This window comes from Inhella inkyongensis (assembly GCF_005952805.1).
In the GTDB taxonomy this organism is placed as follows: Bacteria; Pseudomonadota; Gammaproteobacteria; order Burkholderiales; family Burkholderiaceae_C; genus Inhella; species Inhella inkyongensis.
Genome location: NZ_CP040709.1, coordinates 187,113 through 205,796 on the forward strand (window position 1 = coordinate 187,113; position 18,684 = coordinate 205,796).

General features: G+C 69.2%; 13 protein-coding genes. All 13 read left to right on the forward strand.

The features are described from left to right. Positions 1-40: 40 nt before the first annotated feature. The 13 genes from FF090_RS01020 (at position 41) to FF090_RS01075 (ending at position 18,677) form a co-directional block, all read left to right on the forward strand. The gene (locus FF090_RS01020; protein ID WP_138854961.1) at positions 41-838 is read left to right on the forward strand and encodes an ABC transporter substrate-binding protein; all 798 of its coding nucleotides are present in this window, start codon (positions 41-43) and stop codon (positions 836-838) included. Next, positions 835-3,270 carry a PAS domain-containing protein gene (locus FF090_RS01025; RefSeq protein ID WP_138854962.1) on the forward strand — a complete coding sequence of 812 codons (2,436 nt, stop codon included), beginning with the start codon at positions 835-837 and terminating at the stop codon, positions 3,268-3,270. Before FF090_RS01020 ends, FF090_RS01025 begins: the two co-directional genes overlap by 4 nt. A 150-nt stretch (positions 3,271-3,420) precedes the next feature. Further along, entirely contained in the window at positions 3,421-3,735 is a 315-nt protein-coding gene (locus tag FF090_RS01030) for a metal-sulfur cluster assembly factor (RefSeq protein ID WP_138854963.1), read from the forward strand. Continuing rightward, positions 3,732-4,802 carry a DUF8744 domain-containing protein gene (locus FF090_RS01035; RefSeq protein ID WP_138854964.1) on the forward strand — a complete coding sequence of 357 codons (1,071 nt, stop codon included), beginning with the start codon at positions 3,732-3,734 and terminating at the stop codon, positions 4,800-4,802. Before FF090_RS01030 ends, FF090_RS01035 begins: the two co-directional genes overlap by 4 nt. Beyond that, positions 4,786-6,465 carry an indolepyruvate/phenylpyruvate decarboxylase gene (gene ipdC, locus FF090_RS01040; RefSeq protein ID WP_138854965.1) on the forward strand — a complete coding sequence of 560 codons (1,680 nt, stop codon included), beginning with the start codon at positions 4,786-4,788 and terminating at the stop codon, positions 6,463-6,465. Before FF090_RS01035 ends, ipdC begins: the two co-directional genes overlap by 17 nt. A gap of 83 nt (positions 6,466-6,548) precedes the next feature. Next, positions 6,549-8,093, forward strand: coding sequence for a methyl-accepting chemotaxis protein (locus tag FF090_RS19715; protein WP_310732982.1), 1,545 nt, complete (start codon positions 6,549-6,551; stop codon positions 8,091-8,093). 129 nt (positions 8,094-8,222) lie between these two features. After that, entirely contained in the window at positions 8,223-11,105 is a 2,883-nt protein-coding gene (locus tag FF090_RS01050; protein ID WP_138854967.1) for an adenosylcobalamin-dependent ribonucleoside-diphosphate reductase, read from the forward strand. 123 nt (positions 11,106-11,228) lie between these two features. After that, a complete protein-coding gene (locus tag FF090_RS01055) occupies positions 11,229-13,097 on the forward strand; it encodes a type IV pili methyl-accepting chemotaxis transducer N-terminal domain-containing protein (RefSeq protein ID WP_138854968.1) in 1,869 nt (622 codons plus the stop codon). Further along, positions 13,090-13,758 carry a response regulator gene (locus FF090_RS01060; protein ID WP_138854969.1) on the forward strand — a complete coding sequence of 223 codons (669 nt, stop codon included), beginning with the start codon at positions 13,090-13,092 and terminating at the stop codon, positions 13,756-13,758. The genes FF090_RS01055 and FF090_RS01060 overlap by 8 nt, the downstream gene beginning before the upstream one ends. Before the next feature lie 146 nt (positions 13,759-13,904). Next, a complete protein-coding gene (locus FF090_RS19680; RefSeq protein WP_138854970.1) occupies positions 13,905-15,170 on the forward strand; it encodes an MFS transporter in 1,266 nt (421 codons plus the stop codon). Between the two features lie 16 nt (positions 15,171-15,186). Beyond that, positions 15,187-16,821, forward strand: a complete 1,635-nt coding sequence (locus tag FF090_RS01070; RefSeq protein WP_138854971.1) for an MFS transporter — start codon at positions 15,187-15,189, stop codon at positions 16,819-16,821. A 15-nt stretch (positions 16,822-16,836) separates the two neighbouring features. Beyond that, entirely contained in the window at positions 16,837-16,989 is a 153-nt protein-coding gene (locus FF090_RS19030; protein ID WP_175423459.1) for a hypothetical protein, read from the forward strand. 353 nt (positions 16,990-17,342) lie between these two features. Then, positions 17,343-18,677, forward strand: a complete 1,335-nt coding sequence (locus tag FF090_RS01075; RefSeq protein WP_246071483.1) for an MFS transporter — start codon at positions 17,343-17,345, stop codon at positions 18,675-18,677. The last annotated feature ends 7 nt before the right edge of the window (positions 18,678-18,684 follow it).

Below are 18,684 nucleotides of genomic sequence, written 5' to 3' on the forward strand. Positions count from 1 at the left end.
CCCAGAATGGACCGCAGGTGCCTGTCAAGGAGTCGGGGCCATGCGCAAGCTGGGTTGGGGGTGGCGCGCCGGATTGCTGGCGCTGGGTCTGCTGGGGGCCAGCGCGGCGTGGTCGGGTGAGGTGCTGAGCCGGGTCACTCTGAGCGGCACCTTGCGGGTCTGCATCTGGCCGGACTACTACGGCATCAGCTATCGCGAACCGGCCACCGGGCAGTTGAGCGGCATCGACATCGACCTCGCGCGCGAACTGGCCCGCGAGCTGGACCTCAAGCTCGAGCACATCGACTCCTCTTTCGCGGCCCTGATCACCGACCTGCACAGCGACCGCTGTGACGTCGCGATGTTTGCCGTGGGCATGCTGCCCGAGCGCATGCAGCGTTTGCGCTTCACCCGGCCCTATTTGCGCAGCGGCATTTATGCCGTCACCCACAAGGGCAGCGCCATCGTCGGGGAGTGGAGCGACATTGATCGCCCCGGCGTGCGCGTGGGGGTGCAGGCCGGCACCTTCATGGAGCCGGTGATGGCCAAGACCCTGCGCCAGGCTCAGTTGGTCACCGTGCGCCCGCCCGACACCCGCGAGCGCGAATTGGCCAGCGGTCGCATCGACGTGTTCATGACCGACTATCCCTACAGCCGGCGCCTGTTGGACAAGGTGGAGTGGGCCCAGCTGATCACCCCGCCCGAGCCTTTCAATCCGCTGCCCTATGCCTATGCCGTGAAGCCGGGAGACGAGGCCTGGCTGGAGCGCATCGACGGCTTCGTGCGCCGGGTGCAGAAAGATGGCCGGCTGCTGGAGGCGGCCCGCCGCCATGGTCTGAAGGACATCGTGGTGCGATGAGCAACGCCTACGCCGGCCGCCACCGCCAGCGCCTGTTGCACTGGATGGATCGGGCTGGGCGTGCGCGCCCGCCCAGCCAATGGCTGCTGGGCCTGGGCTTGCTGGCTGTGCTGCTCTTGAGCCTGGCGCTCGCCGAGGTTCTGCGCCGCGACCGCGAACGCGCACTCAGCCAGCAGCAGGAGCGCAACGGCTTGTTGGCTCGCCTGTTTGAGGATCAGGTCAGCCGTGATTTGGATGGCGCGGCCACCGCGCTGGCCACCCTGTCCCTGTCCCTGCGCAATGGCGCCACGGTCTCCACCGAATTGCTGACCCAGACGCTGCGTCATCAACGGACCTTGCGCGAACTGCTCATTACCGATCTGCAGGGCAAGGTGCTGGCTGCCAGCCGCAGCGAGGCAGTCGGTCAGCGGGTGCCCGAGGAGCGGCTGCGCCCTTTGCCCTCAGGCGAGCAGGTGGTGCTGGGCGTCTGGACGCCTGGGCGCTTTCTCACGGATGCCTTGGCTGACGTGCTGCCCCCCAAGCTGGGATATCTGCCCTTGCTGCTGCGCGGCGAACGCCAAGGGGAGCCCATCCTGATGGTGGCGACCCTGCACACGGAGGCCTGGGCGGTGGCCATGCGCAGCACCTTGGGCAGCGAGGGCGAACAGGCCGCCCTGGTTCATTTCGATGGGCAGTTGCTGGCGCACAGTCACCGTGCCGCGCCGGGCTCGGTTTGGCTGGACCGTCTGGAATTTCTCTCCGACAGCCCCCAACCCTTTGGCACCCAGCTGGGCCTGGGCCTGGAAAGTCGTGACCCTGCCTTGTTGGCTTGGCGCCAGGCGGGCAATCGGCCCTTGGCCCTCATTGTGGAGCGCGACCGGGCTGCCGTGCTCACGAGCTGGTGGAGTGCCTCGCGCCCTCAGCTGCTGGGGGCCGGCCTGATGCCCCTGCTGCTGGGTGGCACTGTCGTGACGGGTTGGTACCGGCTGCGGCGGCGCGAACAGCATCAGGCCCGGATTGCGCAGTCACAGCGCTTGATTGCCCGGCGCGAGAGCGAGCTGGCCCATGTGGTGGGCAATCTGCGCGAGCTGCTGTTCCGCACCGACCGCGACACCCGGCTGCGCTTCATCAGCGCCAGCAGCCAGACCCTCTTTGGCCAGGCACCTGAGGCGCTGCTCGGGCAGTCCTTTTTGGACCTGGTGCGGCAGAGCGAGCGGCGCCAAGCCCGCCAGCTCTTCAATCTGGAGCCGGCCGCTGCACCCGCTTGCGCGCGCCTGGTCCTGCAGACCCAGGACGCTCGGGAGCGCCACTTTGACGTCACCGTGGTGCCGTTGATGGATGAACACGGCGGCGTGGGTTTTGCCGGCGGCGCCATCGAGGTCACTGAGCAGGAACAAGAACGCGCACGGCTGGAGGCCGAGGCCAACTTCTATGCCCGGCTGGTGGAACTCAATCCCCTGCCCACCTCGCTGATCGACGACCAGGGGTGCTACTTGCAGGTCAACCAGGCCTGGGAGGCCTTCATGGGCCACAGCCGGGAGCAGGTCTTGGGGCGCCCAGCGGCCAGCCTGCAGACGGCCGACGAGGCACGCAGGCATGAAGCCCTGGACGGTGAGTTGCGTGCCCAGGGCGGCGGCCGGCGCTATGAGTGCAGCTATGTGGGCGCGGACGGACAGCGACACGACCTGCTGGTCACCAAGGTGCGTCTCAGCGCCCAACTGGGGCGGCCCGCCGCCATCCTGAGCACGGTGATGGATGTGTCCGAGCTGCGCGCCACCGAACGCGCCGCCGAACGCAAGCTGGCCCAGGCGCACGAGGCCCGTGGGGCCAGCCAGGCCTTCTTCCAGTCGGTCGGCCGCGATCTGTTGCAACCCCTGGGCGAACTGCAAGAGGCCCTGGTGCGGGCCAGCGGCCGGCGGCGCGACGCCAAGGCCCTGGCCGACATGGCCGCCGCCGCCCAGCGCCTGCAGGCCAATGTGGGCGATTTGCTCGCCCTGGCCCAGCGCGATCTGGGAACTCATCCCCAAGGGCAGAGCGTGACCGGCGTCGACCTTGGCGCGCTGCTGCAGCAGGCGGTTCAAGCGCAGCAAGCCGCCTGGCCGGACTGCAGCTTCGAGTTGCAGCTCCCGCGCATGCTGCCGGCCTGGCCCGGCAACGAGGTGCTGCTGAGCCGGTTGATGCAAAGACTGTGCGGCTTGGCGGCGCAGGGGACTGGCCACAGCCCCCGGGTCCTGCTGGACCTGCGCATGGAGGCCCGCGGCACCCCTTGCCTGACGCTTTCCAGCCGGGGCGGCGCCTGCCCGCCTCCGCCCCAACTGGCGCAGGACGAATGGAATCTGTGCCAGCGCCTGACGCATGCGCTCGGGGCCGACATGACCCAGGAAGAGTTGGCCGATGGCGGCTGGCGGATCCAGGTGCATTGGGCGCCATCGCCCAACAATCCACCCTCCTGAAGCGCCGCGAGTCCCGATGGACGAAGGCGCACCCCGGCATGGGGTGCCTTCGTCTTGGGCGAGACACCCAGACCCAAGTTTGACCTGGTGCAAGGCGCCGAGACCGGGTTTTGCCTAGTCTGTCGGCCTTGTTGTGAACAAAGGCCAGCGATGTCCGCGGAACTGGAGGCGCAGGCCTTGCAAGCCCTGCGTGGGGTGCTCGATCCCGAGGTCGGGGTCAATATCGTCGACCTCGGACTGCTGTACTCGCTGCATGAAAGCCCGGGCGGCTTGATGCTGACGATGACCATGACCAGCGCCGCCTGCCCGATGGCCGATCAGATCCTGGATGAGGTGGAAGCCGTGTTGGCACCGCTGCTGGGGGCCAGCCAGACCCTGGACATCGAGTTGGTGTTCGACCCGCCGTGGACGCCGCAGCGCATGAGCCCGCTGGCGCGCGCCATCCTGGGTTGGACCGGCGCATGAAGGCCATGCCGCGCCTGCCGCTGCTCGCCTTGGGGCTGCTCGCCATGGTGCTGGGCCTGGGGGCCGGCTTGGTGCGTCTGGGGGCCGATCTGCCCTCGGCCTTTGCTTCCCAAGCCGGTGCGCATGGGGTGCTGATGGTGGGCGGCCTGTTCGGCGTGGTGATCGCGCTGGAACGTGCGGTGGCCGTGGGGAAGGCCTGGGCCTTCGCTGCGCCGCTGGCCAGCGGGCTGGGCACGGTTTGCTTGCTGCTCGGCCAGACCCAGTTCAGCGGCGGCTTCTATCTGCTCGGGTCGGTCGGCCTGCTGGCCAGCACGGCCCTGGCCGCCACGCGCCAACCCGAACCCTTCATGGGCGTGCTGCTGGGCGGCGCCCTGTGCGGGGTGCTGGCGCAGCTGGTGTGGCTGTGTGGGGCGCCGCTGGTGCAGGGCCTGCCGCTGGCCATCGCCTTCCTGGTGCTGACGATTGCCGGTGAGCGCATGGAGTTGTCGCGCTTCGTGCCGCGCTCGCGCGCCGTCGAGCAGCAGCTGGGCGCCATCCTGCTGGGCATCCCGCTCTCGGTGGGTCTGGGGCCGGAATGGTCTGCGCGCGCGCTCGGCCTGGCCCTGATGCTGCTGGCCCAGTGGCTGTTGCAGCACGATCTGGCGCGCCGCACCGTGCGTCTGCAGGGCCTCACACGCTTCATTGCCGTGGCCCTGATCGCGGGCTATGTGCAACTGTTGTTGGGCGGGCTCTTGCTGCTGATCTTCGGTCTGCAGCCCGGCAGCCTGGCCTACGACGCCGCCGTGCATGCGTTGCTCTTGGGCTTTGTGTTCTCAATGGTGTTTGGCCACGCCCCATTGATCGGCCCGGCGCTGCTGAAGATTCAACTGCCCTTTCACCCCCTGCTGTACGCACCGCTGGCGCTGCTCCATGGCGGCTTGCTGCTGCGCCTGGGCGGCGATGCGCTGGACGAGCTGGCGCTGCGGCGCGCCGGGGCCTGGGTGTCCACCCTGGCCATCGCCTTCTTCTTGCTCACCCTGATCTGGCGCGCCCAGGCGCGCCGTCCTCGCCATGTCCTTGCCCATTGACCGCCCCCAAGAACGCGCCCTGCCCACCCTGACCAGCTGCCTGCTGCATGCGCTGCGTGAGCGCGGCGCCACTGAGCTGTTCGGCATCCCGGGCGACTTTGCCTTGCCCTTCTTTCGCGAGGTGGAGCGCTGCGGTCTGCTGCCCTTGATCACGCTCTCGCACGAGCCCGGCGTGGGCTTTGCCGCCGATGGCGCCTCGCGCGCCCGCGGCGGCCTGGGCGTGGTGGCCGCCACATACGGGGCCGGTGCGATCAACCTGGTGAATACCGTGGCCAGTGCCTATGCCGAGCGCGTGCCCCTGGTCGTGCTTTCGGGGGCGCCCGCCGCGCACGAAGCCCGCAGCGGCCTGTTGCTGCACCATCAGGTCAAGAGCCTGGATTCGCAGTGGCGCCTGTTCGAGGAAGTGACCTGCGCGCGCGCGCGTTTGGATGACCCGCAGACCGCCCCGGCTGAAATTGCGCGCGTGCTGGACGCCGCGCTGCAGCAGTCGCGTCCGGTCTATATCGAGATCCCGCGCGACATGCCGGCCCGCCCCTGCGCCAGCGTGCCCGCGCCTCAGGCCAAGACCTGGGACCCCGACCGCGCCGCCGCCTGTGCCGACGAGTTGCTGGCCCGCCTGCGCGCCGCACAGGACCCGATGCTGGTGGTGTGCGTGGAGGTGCGCCGCTTCAATCTGGAGGCCAAGGTGGCCGAGCTGGCGCGCCGGCTGGCGCTGCCGGTGGTCACCACCTTCATGGGGCGGGGGTTGCTGGCTGACAGTGGCGCGCCGCTGGCCGGCACCTATCTGGGTCTGGCCGGCGATCCTGAGTTGAGCGCCCGCGTCGAGAACTCGGATGCCCTGCTGCTCTTGGGCGCCATCGTCAGCGACACCAACTTCGCGGTCTCGGCCCAGCGCATTGACTTCCGCCACGCCATCCATGCGTATGACGATGCGGTGCACATGGGGCACGCGGTCTATCCCGATCTGCCGCTGGCCGCGCTGGTGGATGCGCTGTTGGCGCGCGTGCCGGTGCAGGCCCAAACCCCGGTAGCCCCGCCGCCCGCGCCGCCGGCTTACCCCAGCGAGCTGCCGCTGGACGACGGCGCCCTGCAGCCGCGCGACATCGCCGCCGCCATCAACCGCCTGATGCGCCAGCACGGCCCCATGCCGCTGGCCTGCGACGTGGGCGACTGCCTGTTCACCGCCATGGACGTGGAACCCACCGGCCTGATCGCACCGGGCTACTACGCCACCATGGGCTATGGCGTGCCGGCGGGCTTGGGTCTGCAGGCGGCCACCGGCCAGCGCCCCATCATCCTGGTCGGCGACGGCGCCTTCCAGATGACCGGCTGGGAACTGGGCAATGCGCACCGCTACGGGCTGGACCCCATCGTGCTGGTGTTCAACAACGCGAGCTGGGAAATGCTGCGCACCTTCATGCCCGAGGTGAAATTCAACGACCTGGGGCAATGGGACTTCGCCCACATGGCCGCCGGCATGGGTGGCGAGGGCCAGGTGGTGCACACACGGGCCGAGTTGGCCGCCGCATTGGCTCAGGCCCAGGCCACGCGCGGGCGCTTCCAGCTCATCGACATCCGCCTGGCCCCCGGCGTGCTCTCGCCCACGCTGCAACGCTTCGTGGCGGCCGTAAAGCGTCTTTCCATGCCCTCTCCTTCTCATTGAGGAGGGGACGCGCCAGAAGGGTCCCGCGGGCCTAGCATCCTCCTTCACCCCAAGCCGGGGGCGCGGAGGGCACAGTGCAGCAGTTGTCGATCGCAAAGCGTCTGGGTTTGTTGGTGGGCCTTCTGGGCCTGCTGATGCTGGTCATCGGCCTCTTTGGCCTGCGCGGCCTGGCGGCCACCAGTGAGGGCCTGCGCACGGTCTACGAGGACCGTACCGTGCCGATGGGGCAACTGGCCGACATTGAGGCGCGGTTGCTCAGCAACCGCCTGGCGCTGGCCACGGCCTTGAACCAGCAGACCCCCGATGCCCAACGCGCTGCGGTGGCCGAGGTGGATGGCAATATCGCGGCGATCACCAAGTCCTGGGAGGCCTTCATGGCCACCTACTTGACGCCGGAAGAGAGCGAGCTTGCCAAACAGTTCACCGCTTCGCGGGGACGCTTCGTGCAGGAGGGCCTCAAGCCCGCGCTGGCCGCCGCACGGGCAGGCGATGGGGTGGCGCTGCGCAGTCTGATGGAAGGGCCGATGGCCACGCTGTTCCCCGCCGCCAAGAAGGACATGGAAGCCCTGATGGCCTTGCAGCTGCGGGTGGCCAAAGCCGAGTACGAAGCGGCCATGGCACGCTACAGCAGCACCCGCATCACGTCCATGGCGCTGATCGTCCTGGCGCTGGGCCTGGGGTTGGGCCTTTCCGCCTATCTGGCGCGCGGCATCCTGCGCGAACTGGGGGCCGAACCGCGCGAGGCCGCTGCCGTCGCGCAAGCCGTGGCCTCAGGTGACTTGAGCCAGGACGTGGCCGTGCGCCCCGGCGATGAGGCCAGCCTGATGGCGCAGATGGCACGCATGCAGCAGTCGCTGATGCAAACCGTGGCCCTGGTGCGCGGCAATGCCGAGTCGGTGGCCACTGCCAGCGCCGAGATCGCACAGGGCAACTCCGACCTCAGCCAGCGCACCGAGCAGCAGGCCAGCACCCTGCAGCAGACCGCCGCCACCATGGAACAGCTGGGCAGCACGGTGCGCAATAACGCCGACAGCGCGCGTCAGGCCAGCGAGTTGGCCGTCAACGCCTCCAGCGTGGCCGAACGGGGCGGCGAGGTGGTGGGGCAGGTGGTCGAGACCATGCGCGGCATCCACGAAAGCAGCCGCAAGATCGCCGACATCATCGGCGTCATCGATGGCATCGCCTTCCAGACCAACATCCTGGCCTTGAACGCCGCCGTGGAAGCCGCGCGGGCGGGCGAACAGGGGCGCGGCTTCGCCGTCGTGGCCGGCGAGGTACGCAGCTTGGCCCAGCGCAGCGCCGATGCGGCCAAGGAGATCAAGACCCTGATCGGCACCAGCGTCGAGCGCGTGGAGCAGGGCAGCGCCCAGGTGGACACGGCCGGGCAGACCATGCAGCAGGTGGTGGCCTCCATCCAGCGCGTGCGCGACATCGTGGGCGAGATCAGCAGCGCCAGCAGCGAACAGGCCACCGGCATCGGCCAGGTCAGCGACGCCGTCAGCCAGATGGACCAGGTGACGCAGCAGAACGCCGCCTTGGTGGAGCAATCCGCTGCCGCCGCCGAGAGCCTCAAGGGCCAGGCCGAGCAACTCGTGCATGCGGTGGCCAGCTTCCGACTGGCCCATTGAGGAAGACCCCGGGGCGGGCCAATGCGCCCGGTTTGACCTTGCTCAACACATCGCCCTTGGGCGAATTACAGCCCTGGCAATCGCTATATCTAGTGGATAGGCTGCGCGCCTCACACTAGATATAGCGCCATGAACCCCACCCTGCTCACCGAACTCCCTGCCCAGGCCATCAGCCAGGAAGTCCTGCTGGAAAAGTACGCCAAGGGCGATGAAGCCAGCATCGCGGATGTGCAACGCCGCGTCGCGCTGGCCCTGGCCCAGGCCGAGGCGCCCGAGGCCCGCTCCCACTGGGCTGAGCAGTTCGAACAAGCCCTGCGCGCCGGCTTCATCCCTGCCGGTCGCGTGCAGTCGGCTGCCGGCGCCGGCATCCAGGCCACCCTGGTGAACTGTTTTGTGCAGCCCATCGGCGACAGCATCAGCAGCCCCGAAGAAGGCTTCCCCGGCATCTACCAGGCCCTGGCCGAGGCGGCCGAAACCATGCGCCGCGGCGGTGGCGTGGGCTACGACTTCTCGCGCATCCGCCCGGCCGGCGCCTGGGTGGGCTCGACGCAAAGCTCGGCCTCCGGGCCGGTCAGCTATCTGAAGGTGTTCGACCGCAGCTGCGAGACGGTGGAGAGCGCTGGCGCGCGCCGGGGCGCGCAGATGGGCGTGCTGCGCTGCGACCACCCGGACATCGAGACCTTCATCCACGCCAAGGACGGCGGTGAGCTGCGCAACTTCAACCTCAGCGTGGGCGTGACCGACGCCTTCATGCAGGCGGTGATCGAGGGCGGCGAGGTGGAGCTCACGCACAAATCCGAGCCCGGCAAGGTGCTGAAAGAGGCCGGCGCCTACCGCCGCGACGACGGCCTCTGGGTCTACCGCCGCGTGCCGGCGCGCGATCTGTGGGACCAGATCATGCGCTGCACCTACGACCACGCCGAACCCGGCGTGCTCTTCCTGGACAGCATCAACAAGGACAACAACCTCGGCTATTGCGAGACCATCACCGCGACCAATCCTTGTGCTGAAGAGCCCCTGCCTCCCTATGGCTGCTGCTGCCTGGGCTCCATCGACCTGACGCGCTTCGTGGTCGACCCCTTCAGCGCCAACGCCGCCTTTGACGAGAACGCCTTCTGCGGCGTCATCGAGGTGGCGGTGCGCATGCTGGACAACGTGCTGGACCTGACCCTGTGGCCCCTGCCGCAGCAGGACGCCGAGGCCAAGGCCAAGCGCCGCGTGGGCCTGGGCTTCACCGGCCTGGGCGATGCCCTGGTGATGCTGGGCCTGCGCTACGACAGCCCGGCCGCGCGCACCCAAGGCGCACGCATCGCCGAGGTGATGCGCGATGCCGCCTACCGCGCCTCCACCCACCTGGCCGCCGAGCGCGGCCCCTTCCCGCTCTTCAATGCCGACCTCATGTTGGCCGGCGAGCGCTTCGCCAACCGCCTGCCCAAGGCGCTCAAGAAACGCATCCGCGAGGTGGGCCTGCGCAACTCGCACCTGCTGGCCATCGCCCCCACCGGCACCATCAGCCTGGCCTTCTGTGACAACGCCAGCAACGGCATTGAGCCCGCCTTCAGCTGGACCTACCAGCGCAAGAAGCGCCAGGCCGATGGCTCGCACAAGGAATACGCGGTGGAAGACCACGCCTACCGCCTGTTCAAGCACCTGCATGGGGCCGAGGCGCCCCTTCCGCCGGCCTTTGTGAGCGCGCTGGAAATCAGCGCCGCGGACCACGCCGCCATGGTGGGCGCGGTCGCGCCCTTCATCGACACGGCCATCAGCAAGACCGTGAACGTGCCGGCCGACTACCCCTTCGAGGACTTCCGCGAGCTCTACACCCAGGCCTGGAAGCTCGGGCTCAAGGGCCTGGCCACCTACCGGCCCAACGCGGTGCTGGGGGCTGTGCTGTCCACCACGCCCAGCCCGGCTCCCGTGGCAGCGGCGCCGACCCTGGACCCCAACCAGCGCCTGGTGCTCAAGCCCGCAGGGGCCCCGGTGCTGGCCTCGCTGCGCTGGCCCAGCCGCCCCGAGCTGCCCAGCGGCAACCCGGCCTGGACCTTCATGGTGCGCCACCCGTTGGGGGACTTCGCGCTCTTCATCGGCGAGCTGGCCGAGGCCGGCGGCAACCGCCCCTTCGAGGTCTGGGTCAATGGTGCCGAACAGCACGAAGGCCTGCGCGGCCTGGGCGCGCTGGCCAAGAGCCTGTCCATGGACCTGCGCGCCAACGACCTGGGCTGGCTGCAGCTGAAGCTCGACACCCTGGCCCATCTGGCCGAGGAACATGCCTTCGAGATGCCCTTCCCGCCGCAGGGCCAGCCGCGCCGCTTCCCTGGCGTGGTGGCGGCCTTGGCAGCTCTGCTGCGCTGGCGCTGCGAACAACTCAAGACCTTGCCCATGCCCGAGGGCCAGGCCACCCCGGTGCTGGATTCGCTGTTCAGCCGGCACGAGCCGCAGACCGGCTTTGACGGCACCCTGGCCTGGGCCGTGGATGTGGTGAACCCGGCCACGCAGGAGGACTTCACGCTCACGCTCAAGGAGGTCAGCCTGCCCGGCCCCGATGGCAGCGTGCACACCCGGCCCTGCGCCATGGCGCTCTCGGGCCGCTACCCTCGCGCGCTGGATGGCCTGGCCCGGTTGCTGAGCCTGGACATGCGCGTGGTGGACCCGGCCTGGATCGGCATGAAGCTGCGCAAGCTTTTGAACTACGCCGAGCCGCTGGGCGACTTCATGGCCTTCGAGCCCGGCCTGAAGGACGAACGCCGGCAGCGCACCTGGCCCAGCACGGTGGCCTATCTGGCGAGATTGGTGCTGCACCGCTACGCCATGCTGGGCATCCTGGACGAGCAGGGCTACCCGCTGCGCGAGATGGGCGTGCTGCAGGCCCCGGCGCCGCAGGCCGGCGGCAGCGTGGGCGGCCTGCAGATCCAGGCCGGCCGCAGCTGCCCGGAATGCGGCAACGCCACGCTGATCCACAAGGACGGCTGCGACTTCTGCACCGCCTGCGGGCATGTGGGGGCCTGTGGCTGAGATGGCGATCGAACCGTTCTGAGAACGGTTCGACGCCCCTCAAGCGGCAGCTTGGGCTTGCGGCAACGCAAAGCCCAGCCGGACCGGCCCCTGGATCGCGCCGCCGGCGATCGACAATCCGGCATGACCTGGCAATGGAAGAACGCGCGGCTCGCCACCAAGGTAGGCCTACTCGGTGCGGGCCTGCTGGTGACCGCGCTGACATCCATTGGCCTGACCCTCTGGCTGGGCTGGCAGCTCGAGGGCGGCGCGGCGGCAGTCAACGAGGCCGGCCGCCTGCGCATGCAGACCCTGCGCATCGCGCACGCGGTGGCGCTGGGCGAGCATCGGGATGTCGACCGGCACCTGCAGCAGGTCGACGAGGCCCTGCGTCTGGTCCGAGACGGCGACCCCGCCCGCCCCCTCTTCCTGCCGCGCGACCGCGCCACGGCCGCGGCCTACCAGGCCGTCGGTGACGGCTGGCAGGATTTCCGCGCCCAGGCCGCGCGGGAGCTCCCGCGCATCACCGGCGCCCAGGTCGACGACATGGTGCAGCGCGTCGACGGCCTGGTGGCCGCCATCGAGACCCAGCTGGCGCAGCGCAACACCCTGCTGTCCTCGGTGCAGCTGGCCTTGGTCGGTCTGGCCATCGCCGCCGCGGTCGCTTTTCTCTATGCCTCGCACCTGCTGGTGTTCGCGCCGGTGGACCGCCTGCGCCGCGGCCTCTCTGCGCTCGAGCGCGGCGATCTGCGAGCCCGGGTCGCAGAAAGTTCCCGCGACGAGTTTGGCGAGTTGGCGCGTGGTTTCAACCGCATGGCCGCGCATCTGCAGGCCCTGTACGCCGGCATGGAAGACGATGTGCGGGCCAAGACCAGCGCGCTACGCGACGAGAAGCACCGCCTGGCGGCGCTCTACGACGCCAGCGCCTTCGCGGCCCGGGCCGCCTCGCAGCAGGAGCTGGCGGCCGGCTTCACCGAGCGGCTGCGCCGCGTCGCGCGCTGCGACGGCGTGGCCATCCGCTGGCTGGACAGCAGCCAGCAGCGCATGGTGCTGCTGGCGGCCCAGGGCCTGCCCCCGGCGATGCTGGAGTCCGAACGCTGCCTGAAACCGGGCGACTGCCACTGCGGCAGCCCCGAGCCCAAGGCCCGCGTGATCCGCATCCAGGCCACTGAGCCTCTCAGCAGCGGCTGCACCAAGGCGGGTTTCGTGTCGGTGACCAGCGTGGCCCTGCCGGTGCAGGGGCGGATGATGGGCGAAATCAACCTCTTCTACCGCGAGGCCGCGGTGCTGGAGCCCGCGGATGGCGAGCTGCTGGACAGCCTGGCCAGCCACCTGTCGAGCGCACTCGAGGGCCTGCGCCATGCGGCGCTACGGCGCGAGGCGGCCGTGGCTGAGGAGCGCGCGCTGCTGGCGCGCGAGCTGCATGATTCGATCGCGCAGAGCCTGGCCTTCATGAAGATCCAGCTGCAGCTGCTCAAGGCCGCCCAGCAGCATGGCCAGGCCACCGAAACCCTGCGCCTGCTCGACCAGCTGGAGCTCGGGCTGAAGGAAAGCAGCGCCGATGTGCGCGCGCTGCTGATGAATTTCCGCACCCGCACCGATGGCGACGACCTGCTGCCTGCCCTGCAGCAGACGCTGCAGAAGTTCCGCCTGCAAAGCGGCCTGCCGGCCGAGTTGACGGTGGAGGGCCACGGCGCGCCCCTTCCCGCCGACGTGCAGGTGCAGCTGCTGCACGTGGTGCAGGAGGCCCTATCGAATGTGCGCAAGCATGCCCAGGCCCGGGCCGTGCAGGTGCATCTGCTGCACCAGCCCCATTGGCAGATCGAGATCCGCGACGACGGCTGCGGCTTCGACCCGGTGCACGACGCGCCCGACGACAGCCATGTGGGCCTGCGCATCATGCGCGAACGCGCCGCCAAGGTCGGCGCCACGGTCGAGCTGCGCTCACGCCCGGGCAGCGGCACCCGCGTCTGCGTGGCCCTGCCAGAATCCGCCGCGCTGAACCATGACTGAACTCGCAGCCCCCGCCATCCGTGTGCTCGTCGTCGACGACCACACCCTGTTCCGCCGTGGCCTGATCGCGTTGCTGGCCACCCAGCCACAGCTGCAGGTGGTGGGCGAGGCGGCCGACGCCTCGGCGGCCGAGCGCCTGGCCGCCGAGCTGCAGCCGCAGGTCATCCTGCTCGACAACCACCTGCCCGGCGTCAGCGGCGTGCAGGCGCTGCCGGCGCTGAAGGCCGCGGCGCCGCAGGCCCAGGTGCTGATGCTGACGATGAGCGAGGCGGAGTCCGACCTCGGCGCGGCGCTCCGGGGCGGCGCCTGCGGCTATCTGCTCAAGACGGCCGACAACCTGGAGCTGACGCAGGCCATCGAGCGCGCCAGCCGCGGCGTGTCGAGCTTCAGTGGTGAGATGGCCGGCAAACTGGCCAGCGCCTTCCGGCAGGAGACCGAGCTCAGCGCCCCGCCGCCGCCCGACCCCTTTGCCAGTCTGTCGCCGCGCGAGCGCGAGATCCTTGAGCTGATCGCGCGAGGCGATTCCAACAAGCAGATCGCCCGCGCACTCGGCATTGCCGAGACCACGGTCAAGATCCATGTGCAGCACCTGCTGCGCAAGCTGGACCTGGACTCGCGCGTGCAGGCCGCGGTACTGGTGACCCAGCAGCGCAGCGCCTAACCCGCGCTCAGAGTGCCCTAGTCCTTTCGAACGAGGGCGGCGCGGCGCGCCTCGTCCCTGCGACCATCCGCCGCCTGCCGTTCCGGTGAATGGTCGGCCGGCCGGCCGCAGGCCAAAGTGCTCACAGCAATCCTGAGGAGCACTGCATGTCCGCCCCCCCTGCCGACCGCAAGGCCTGGTCGGTGCTGATCGTCAGCACCCTGGCATTCACCGTCTGCTTCATGGTGTGGATGATGTTTGGCGTCATCGGCATCCCGATCAAGCAGCAGCTCGGTCTCACGGCCACGCAATTCGGCCTGCTCACCTCGATGCCGGTGCTCACCGGCTCATTGGTGCGCGTGCCCCTGGGCATCTGGACCGATCGCTACGGCGGTCGCATCGTGATGGCCCTGCTGATGGCCAGCACGGTCCCCGCGATCTGGCTGATGGCCTACGCGACGCAGTACTGGCATTTCCTGACCATCGGCCTGTTCGTCGGTCTTGCCGGCGGCGCGTTCTCGGTCGGCACGCCCTATGTGGCGCGCTGGTTCCCGAAGAAGCGCCAGGGCATGGCCATGGGGGTGTACGGGGCCGGCAACTCGGGCTCGGCGGTGAACAAATTCGTGGCCCCGGTGATCCTGGTCGCCTTCGGCTGGACCATGGTGCCCCAGGTCTATGCCGCCGTGATGGTCGGCACGGTGCTGCTGTTCTGGCTGTTCAGCTACAGCGACCCCAGGCACCGTGCCGCCAGCCATGTGAAGTTCACGGACCAGCTCAAGGCGCTGAAGGACCCCAAGGTGCTGAAGTACTGCCAGTACTACAGCATCGTGTTCGGCGGCTATGTCGCGCTGGCACTGTGGATGGTGCAGTACTACGTCGGCGAGTACGGGCTGGACATCCGCGTCGCGGCCCTGCTGGCCGCCTGCTTCAGCCTGCCCGGCGGCGTGCTGCGCGCCATCGGCGGCGTGCTCTCCGACCGCTATGGCGCCCACCAGGTCACCTGGTGGGTGATGTGGGTGAGCTGGATCTGCCTGTTCCTGCTCAGCTATCCGCAGACCGACTTCACCATCCACACCATCGAAGGCGCCAGGACCTTCCACATCGGCCTGAACGTCTACATGTTCACCGCCATCATGGGCGTGCTGGGCGTGGCCTGGGCCTTCGGCAAGGCCTCGGTGTTCAAGTACATCAGCGACGAGTACCCGCACAACATCGGCGCCATCAGCGGCATCGTCGGTCTGGCCGGCGGCCTGGGCGGCTTCGTGCTGCCCATCCTGTTCGGCGCCCTGCTGGACTTCACCGGCATCCGCTCCAGCGCCTTCATGCTGATGTATGGCGTGGTCTGGGTCTCCCTGATCTGGATGTACTGGACCGAAGTGCGCAAGACCGAGCTGATGGGGCGGCACGCCACCGGCATGCGGCTCAAGGCCTGAACCCCGAAGGAATCCCATGCATACCCCCACCCCAAGCGGCGCCCGCGCCGACATCAGCGACTGGCGCCCCGAAGAGGAGCGCTTCTGGGAACAGACCGGCCGGCGCATCGCCTACCGCAACCTCTGGCTCTCGATCCCGGCCCTGCTCTGCGGCTTCGCCGTCTGGGGCATGTGGGGCATCATCAGCGTGCAGATGCTGAACCTGGGCTTCCCCTTCAGCCAGGCCGAGCTCTTCACGCTGACCGCCATTGCCGGCATCTCCGGCGCCACCATGCGCATCCCCGCCTCCTTCCTGGTGCGTCTGGCCGGCGGCCGCAACACCATCACGCTGACCACCGGCATGCTGCTGGCCCCGGCCATCGGCACCGGCATCGCACTGCAGCACCCCGAGTGGCCGTTGTGGGTGTTCCAGCTGATGGCGCTGTGGTCCGGCGTGGGCGGCGGCAACTTTGCGTCGTCGATGTCCAACATCAGCACCTTCTTCCCCAAGCGCCTGCAGGGCACGGCCCTGGGCCTGAACGGCGGCCTGGGAAATTTCGGCGTCACCACCATGCAGATCCTGATCCCGCTGGTGATGACGATGCCGCTGTTCGGCGCACTGGGCGGCGACTCGATGCCGCTGCTGAAGGACAGCGGCTGGATCTTCGGCAAGATCGCCGCCGGCACTCCGGCCTGGGTGCAGAACGCCGGCTTTGCCTGGGTGGTCTCGCTGATTCCGCTGGCCATGGCCTGCTGGTGGGGCATGAACAACCTCAGCAGCGTGTCGCCCACGGCCGGCCATCCGATCAAGGCCTTCGCCAAGATCACCTATCTGTACACCCTGGCCTTCATTCCTTCGATCGCCATCCTCTACGTCTACCTGCCGGCGCCCACCGGGCTGGGGCTGATCAATATGTGGGTGGCGGTGCCGCTGGACATCGTCAGCGCGCTGCTGATCATGAAGCTGGCCGCCTTCGGCCCGATGAAGGAGAACATCGCCAGGCAGTTCGCGATCTTCCGCAACAAGCACACCTGGTCGATGACGGCGCTCTACATCGTCACCTTCGGCTCCTTCATCGGCTTCTCGATGGCGCTGCCGCTGTCGATCGCGGTGATCTTCGGCGTCAGCCATGTGCCCGACGCCGCCGGCGTCATGCAGCACACGCTGAAGAACCCCAACGCCCCCTCGGCCTTCACCTACGCCTGGCTGGGCCCCTTCGTCGGCGCGGCCATGCGTCCGCTGGGTGGCTGGATTGCCGACCGCTGGGGCGGCTCCCTGGTCACGCAAATCATCTCGGCCATCCTGGTCGTCGGCTCGGTGGCCACCGGCTACGTGATGAGCCTGGCCTACAACTCGGCGACGCCCGAGCAGTACTTCCCGCTCTTCCTCGGCCTGATCCTGCTGCTCTTCTTCGCCAGCGGCATCGGCAACGGCAGCACCTTCCGCACCATCGGCGTGGTGTTCGACCGCCAGCAGGCCGGTCCGGTGCTGGGCTGGACCTCGGCCGTGGCCGGCTACGGCGCCTTCATCGCTCCGGTCGTCATCGGCGACCAGATCAGGGCCGGCACGCCGCAGTTCGCGATGTACGGCTTCGCGGTGTTCTACGGCCTGTGCCTGCTGATCAACTGGGGCTTCTACCTGCGACGCGGCGCGGAGATCCACAACCCCTGAGGCGCGCCGGCCTCCTTGACCATACCGGGCTGGCGGTTGTTGCAGGCCCGCCATGGAGCGCGCCTGCCGCACCATGGTGACGTGGTGCGGATCGACCTGCTGGAGCCGCGCAGGGTGTTCTCCTGCTTCACCTTGACCGCGGCCACCCCCATCGTGCATGGCGGCTGACCGCCTGCCATCGTGGGCATGCAGTCCCGGGTCCTATCCGGCGCCCGGATCGCTGGCGAACTGGGTCCGCTCACCCAAGCGATGGGATTCGAGACTCACCTGCGCTGGACCTGGGCCGGGCCGCCGGCTTCGCGCCGCCGGGCGGGGTCGCCCGGGCCATGCTTGGTGCGGCCAATCTGGCCCGGCTGTTCGTGGCCTGCGGCCCGCTCAGGCATTGATCCGGCCGCGCCGGTCTGGGCGCCCCTAGTTCCAAAGAACGATGCCCCGGCCGCGGTGCCTCGTCATTCCGCGCCAAGCCGCCCCGCCCCGCCGATGGATGGTGGCCAAGGCAAGGAAAACCGAGCATCCGGATCGTGACCCAGACCCTGAGCCTCGCCCCTGCCTGGAATCCGGAAGACCCGGATTTCTGGGCCCGCCATGGGCGCGCGGTGGCCTTGCGCAACCTGGCCTTCGTGATCCCGGCGATGGCCCTGTCCTTCGCGGTCTGGATGCTTTGGTCGGTGCTGGTCGTGCATCTGCCGGCCGCGGGCTTTCGCTACAGCACCAACCAGCTGTTCTGGCTCAGCGCCCTGCCGGCCCTGTGCGGCGCCACGCTGCGCATCTTCTACGGCCTGGCCCTGCCCTGGGTGGGTGGGCGGCGCTGGACCGCGCTGTCCACCGCCAGCCTGCTGCTGCCCGCCGGCGGCATCGCCTGGGCGGTGCAGGACCCGAGCACGCCCTTCGAAACCATGGTGCTGCTCTCGCTGCTCTGCGGGCTGGGCGGCGCCAATTTCGCCAGCGGCGTGGCGCACATCAGCGCCTGCTTCCCTGCGCATGAGCAGGGCACGGCGCTGGGCATCGGCGCCGGCTTCGCGCACCTGGGCGTGAGCCTGGCGCAATGGCTGGTGCCGGCCGGCATCGCCCTCAATCTGTTCGACCTGCCGCAGGACGCCGGGCAGTCGCTGTGGCTGGCGAATGCCGGCCTGATCTGGCTGCCGCTGATCGTCGCCGTCAGCCTCGCGGCCTGGGTCGGCATGAACGATGTGCAGCGCGGCGCGCTGTCGCTGCAGGACCAGGCCCAGGTCTTCACGCACCGCCACAGCTGGCTGATGGGCTGGCTCTACCTGGGCAGCTTCGGCAGCTTTATCGGTTTTTCGGCCGCCTACCCGTTGCTGCTCAGCCAGCAGTTTCCCGCCGCCAGCACCGCGTTGCAGCTGGTGTGGATGGGCCCCCTGCTGGGTGCGCTGATGCGCCCGCTGGGCGGCTGGATCGCCGACCGCCGGGGCGGGGCCTCGGTCAGCCTGCTGGCCTTCGCGGCGCTGGCGCTGGGCGTGCTCGGCGTGCTCGGCAGCCTGGAGGGGGGCGGTCGACCGGCGCTCTTCGTCGCCAGCTTCGTGCTGCTGTTCGGCGCCGCCGGCGTTGCCAATGGCAGCACCTTTCGCATGATTCCGCTCGGCTATCTGCGCGGCGCCCGAGGCGCCGCGCCCGACGCCTTGCGCGACGCGCAGGCACGCGGCGCCGCCGCCTTGGGCCTGTGCTCGGCCATCGGCGCCTACGGCGGCTTCTTCATCCCAAAGAGTTTCGGCAGCGCCTTCGCGCTGGCCGGCGGCCCGCAGGCCGCGCTGTTCTGTTTCCTGGCGTTCTACCTGAGCTGCATGGCCATCTGCTGGTGGTTCTACGGCCGCTCCCACGCCCCCCTGTCTTGCTAACGGAGAA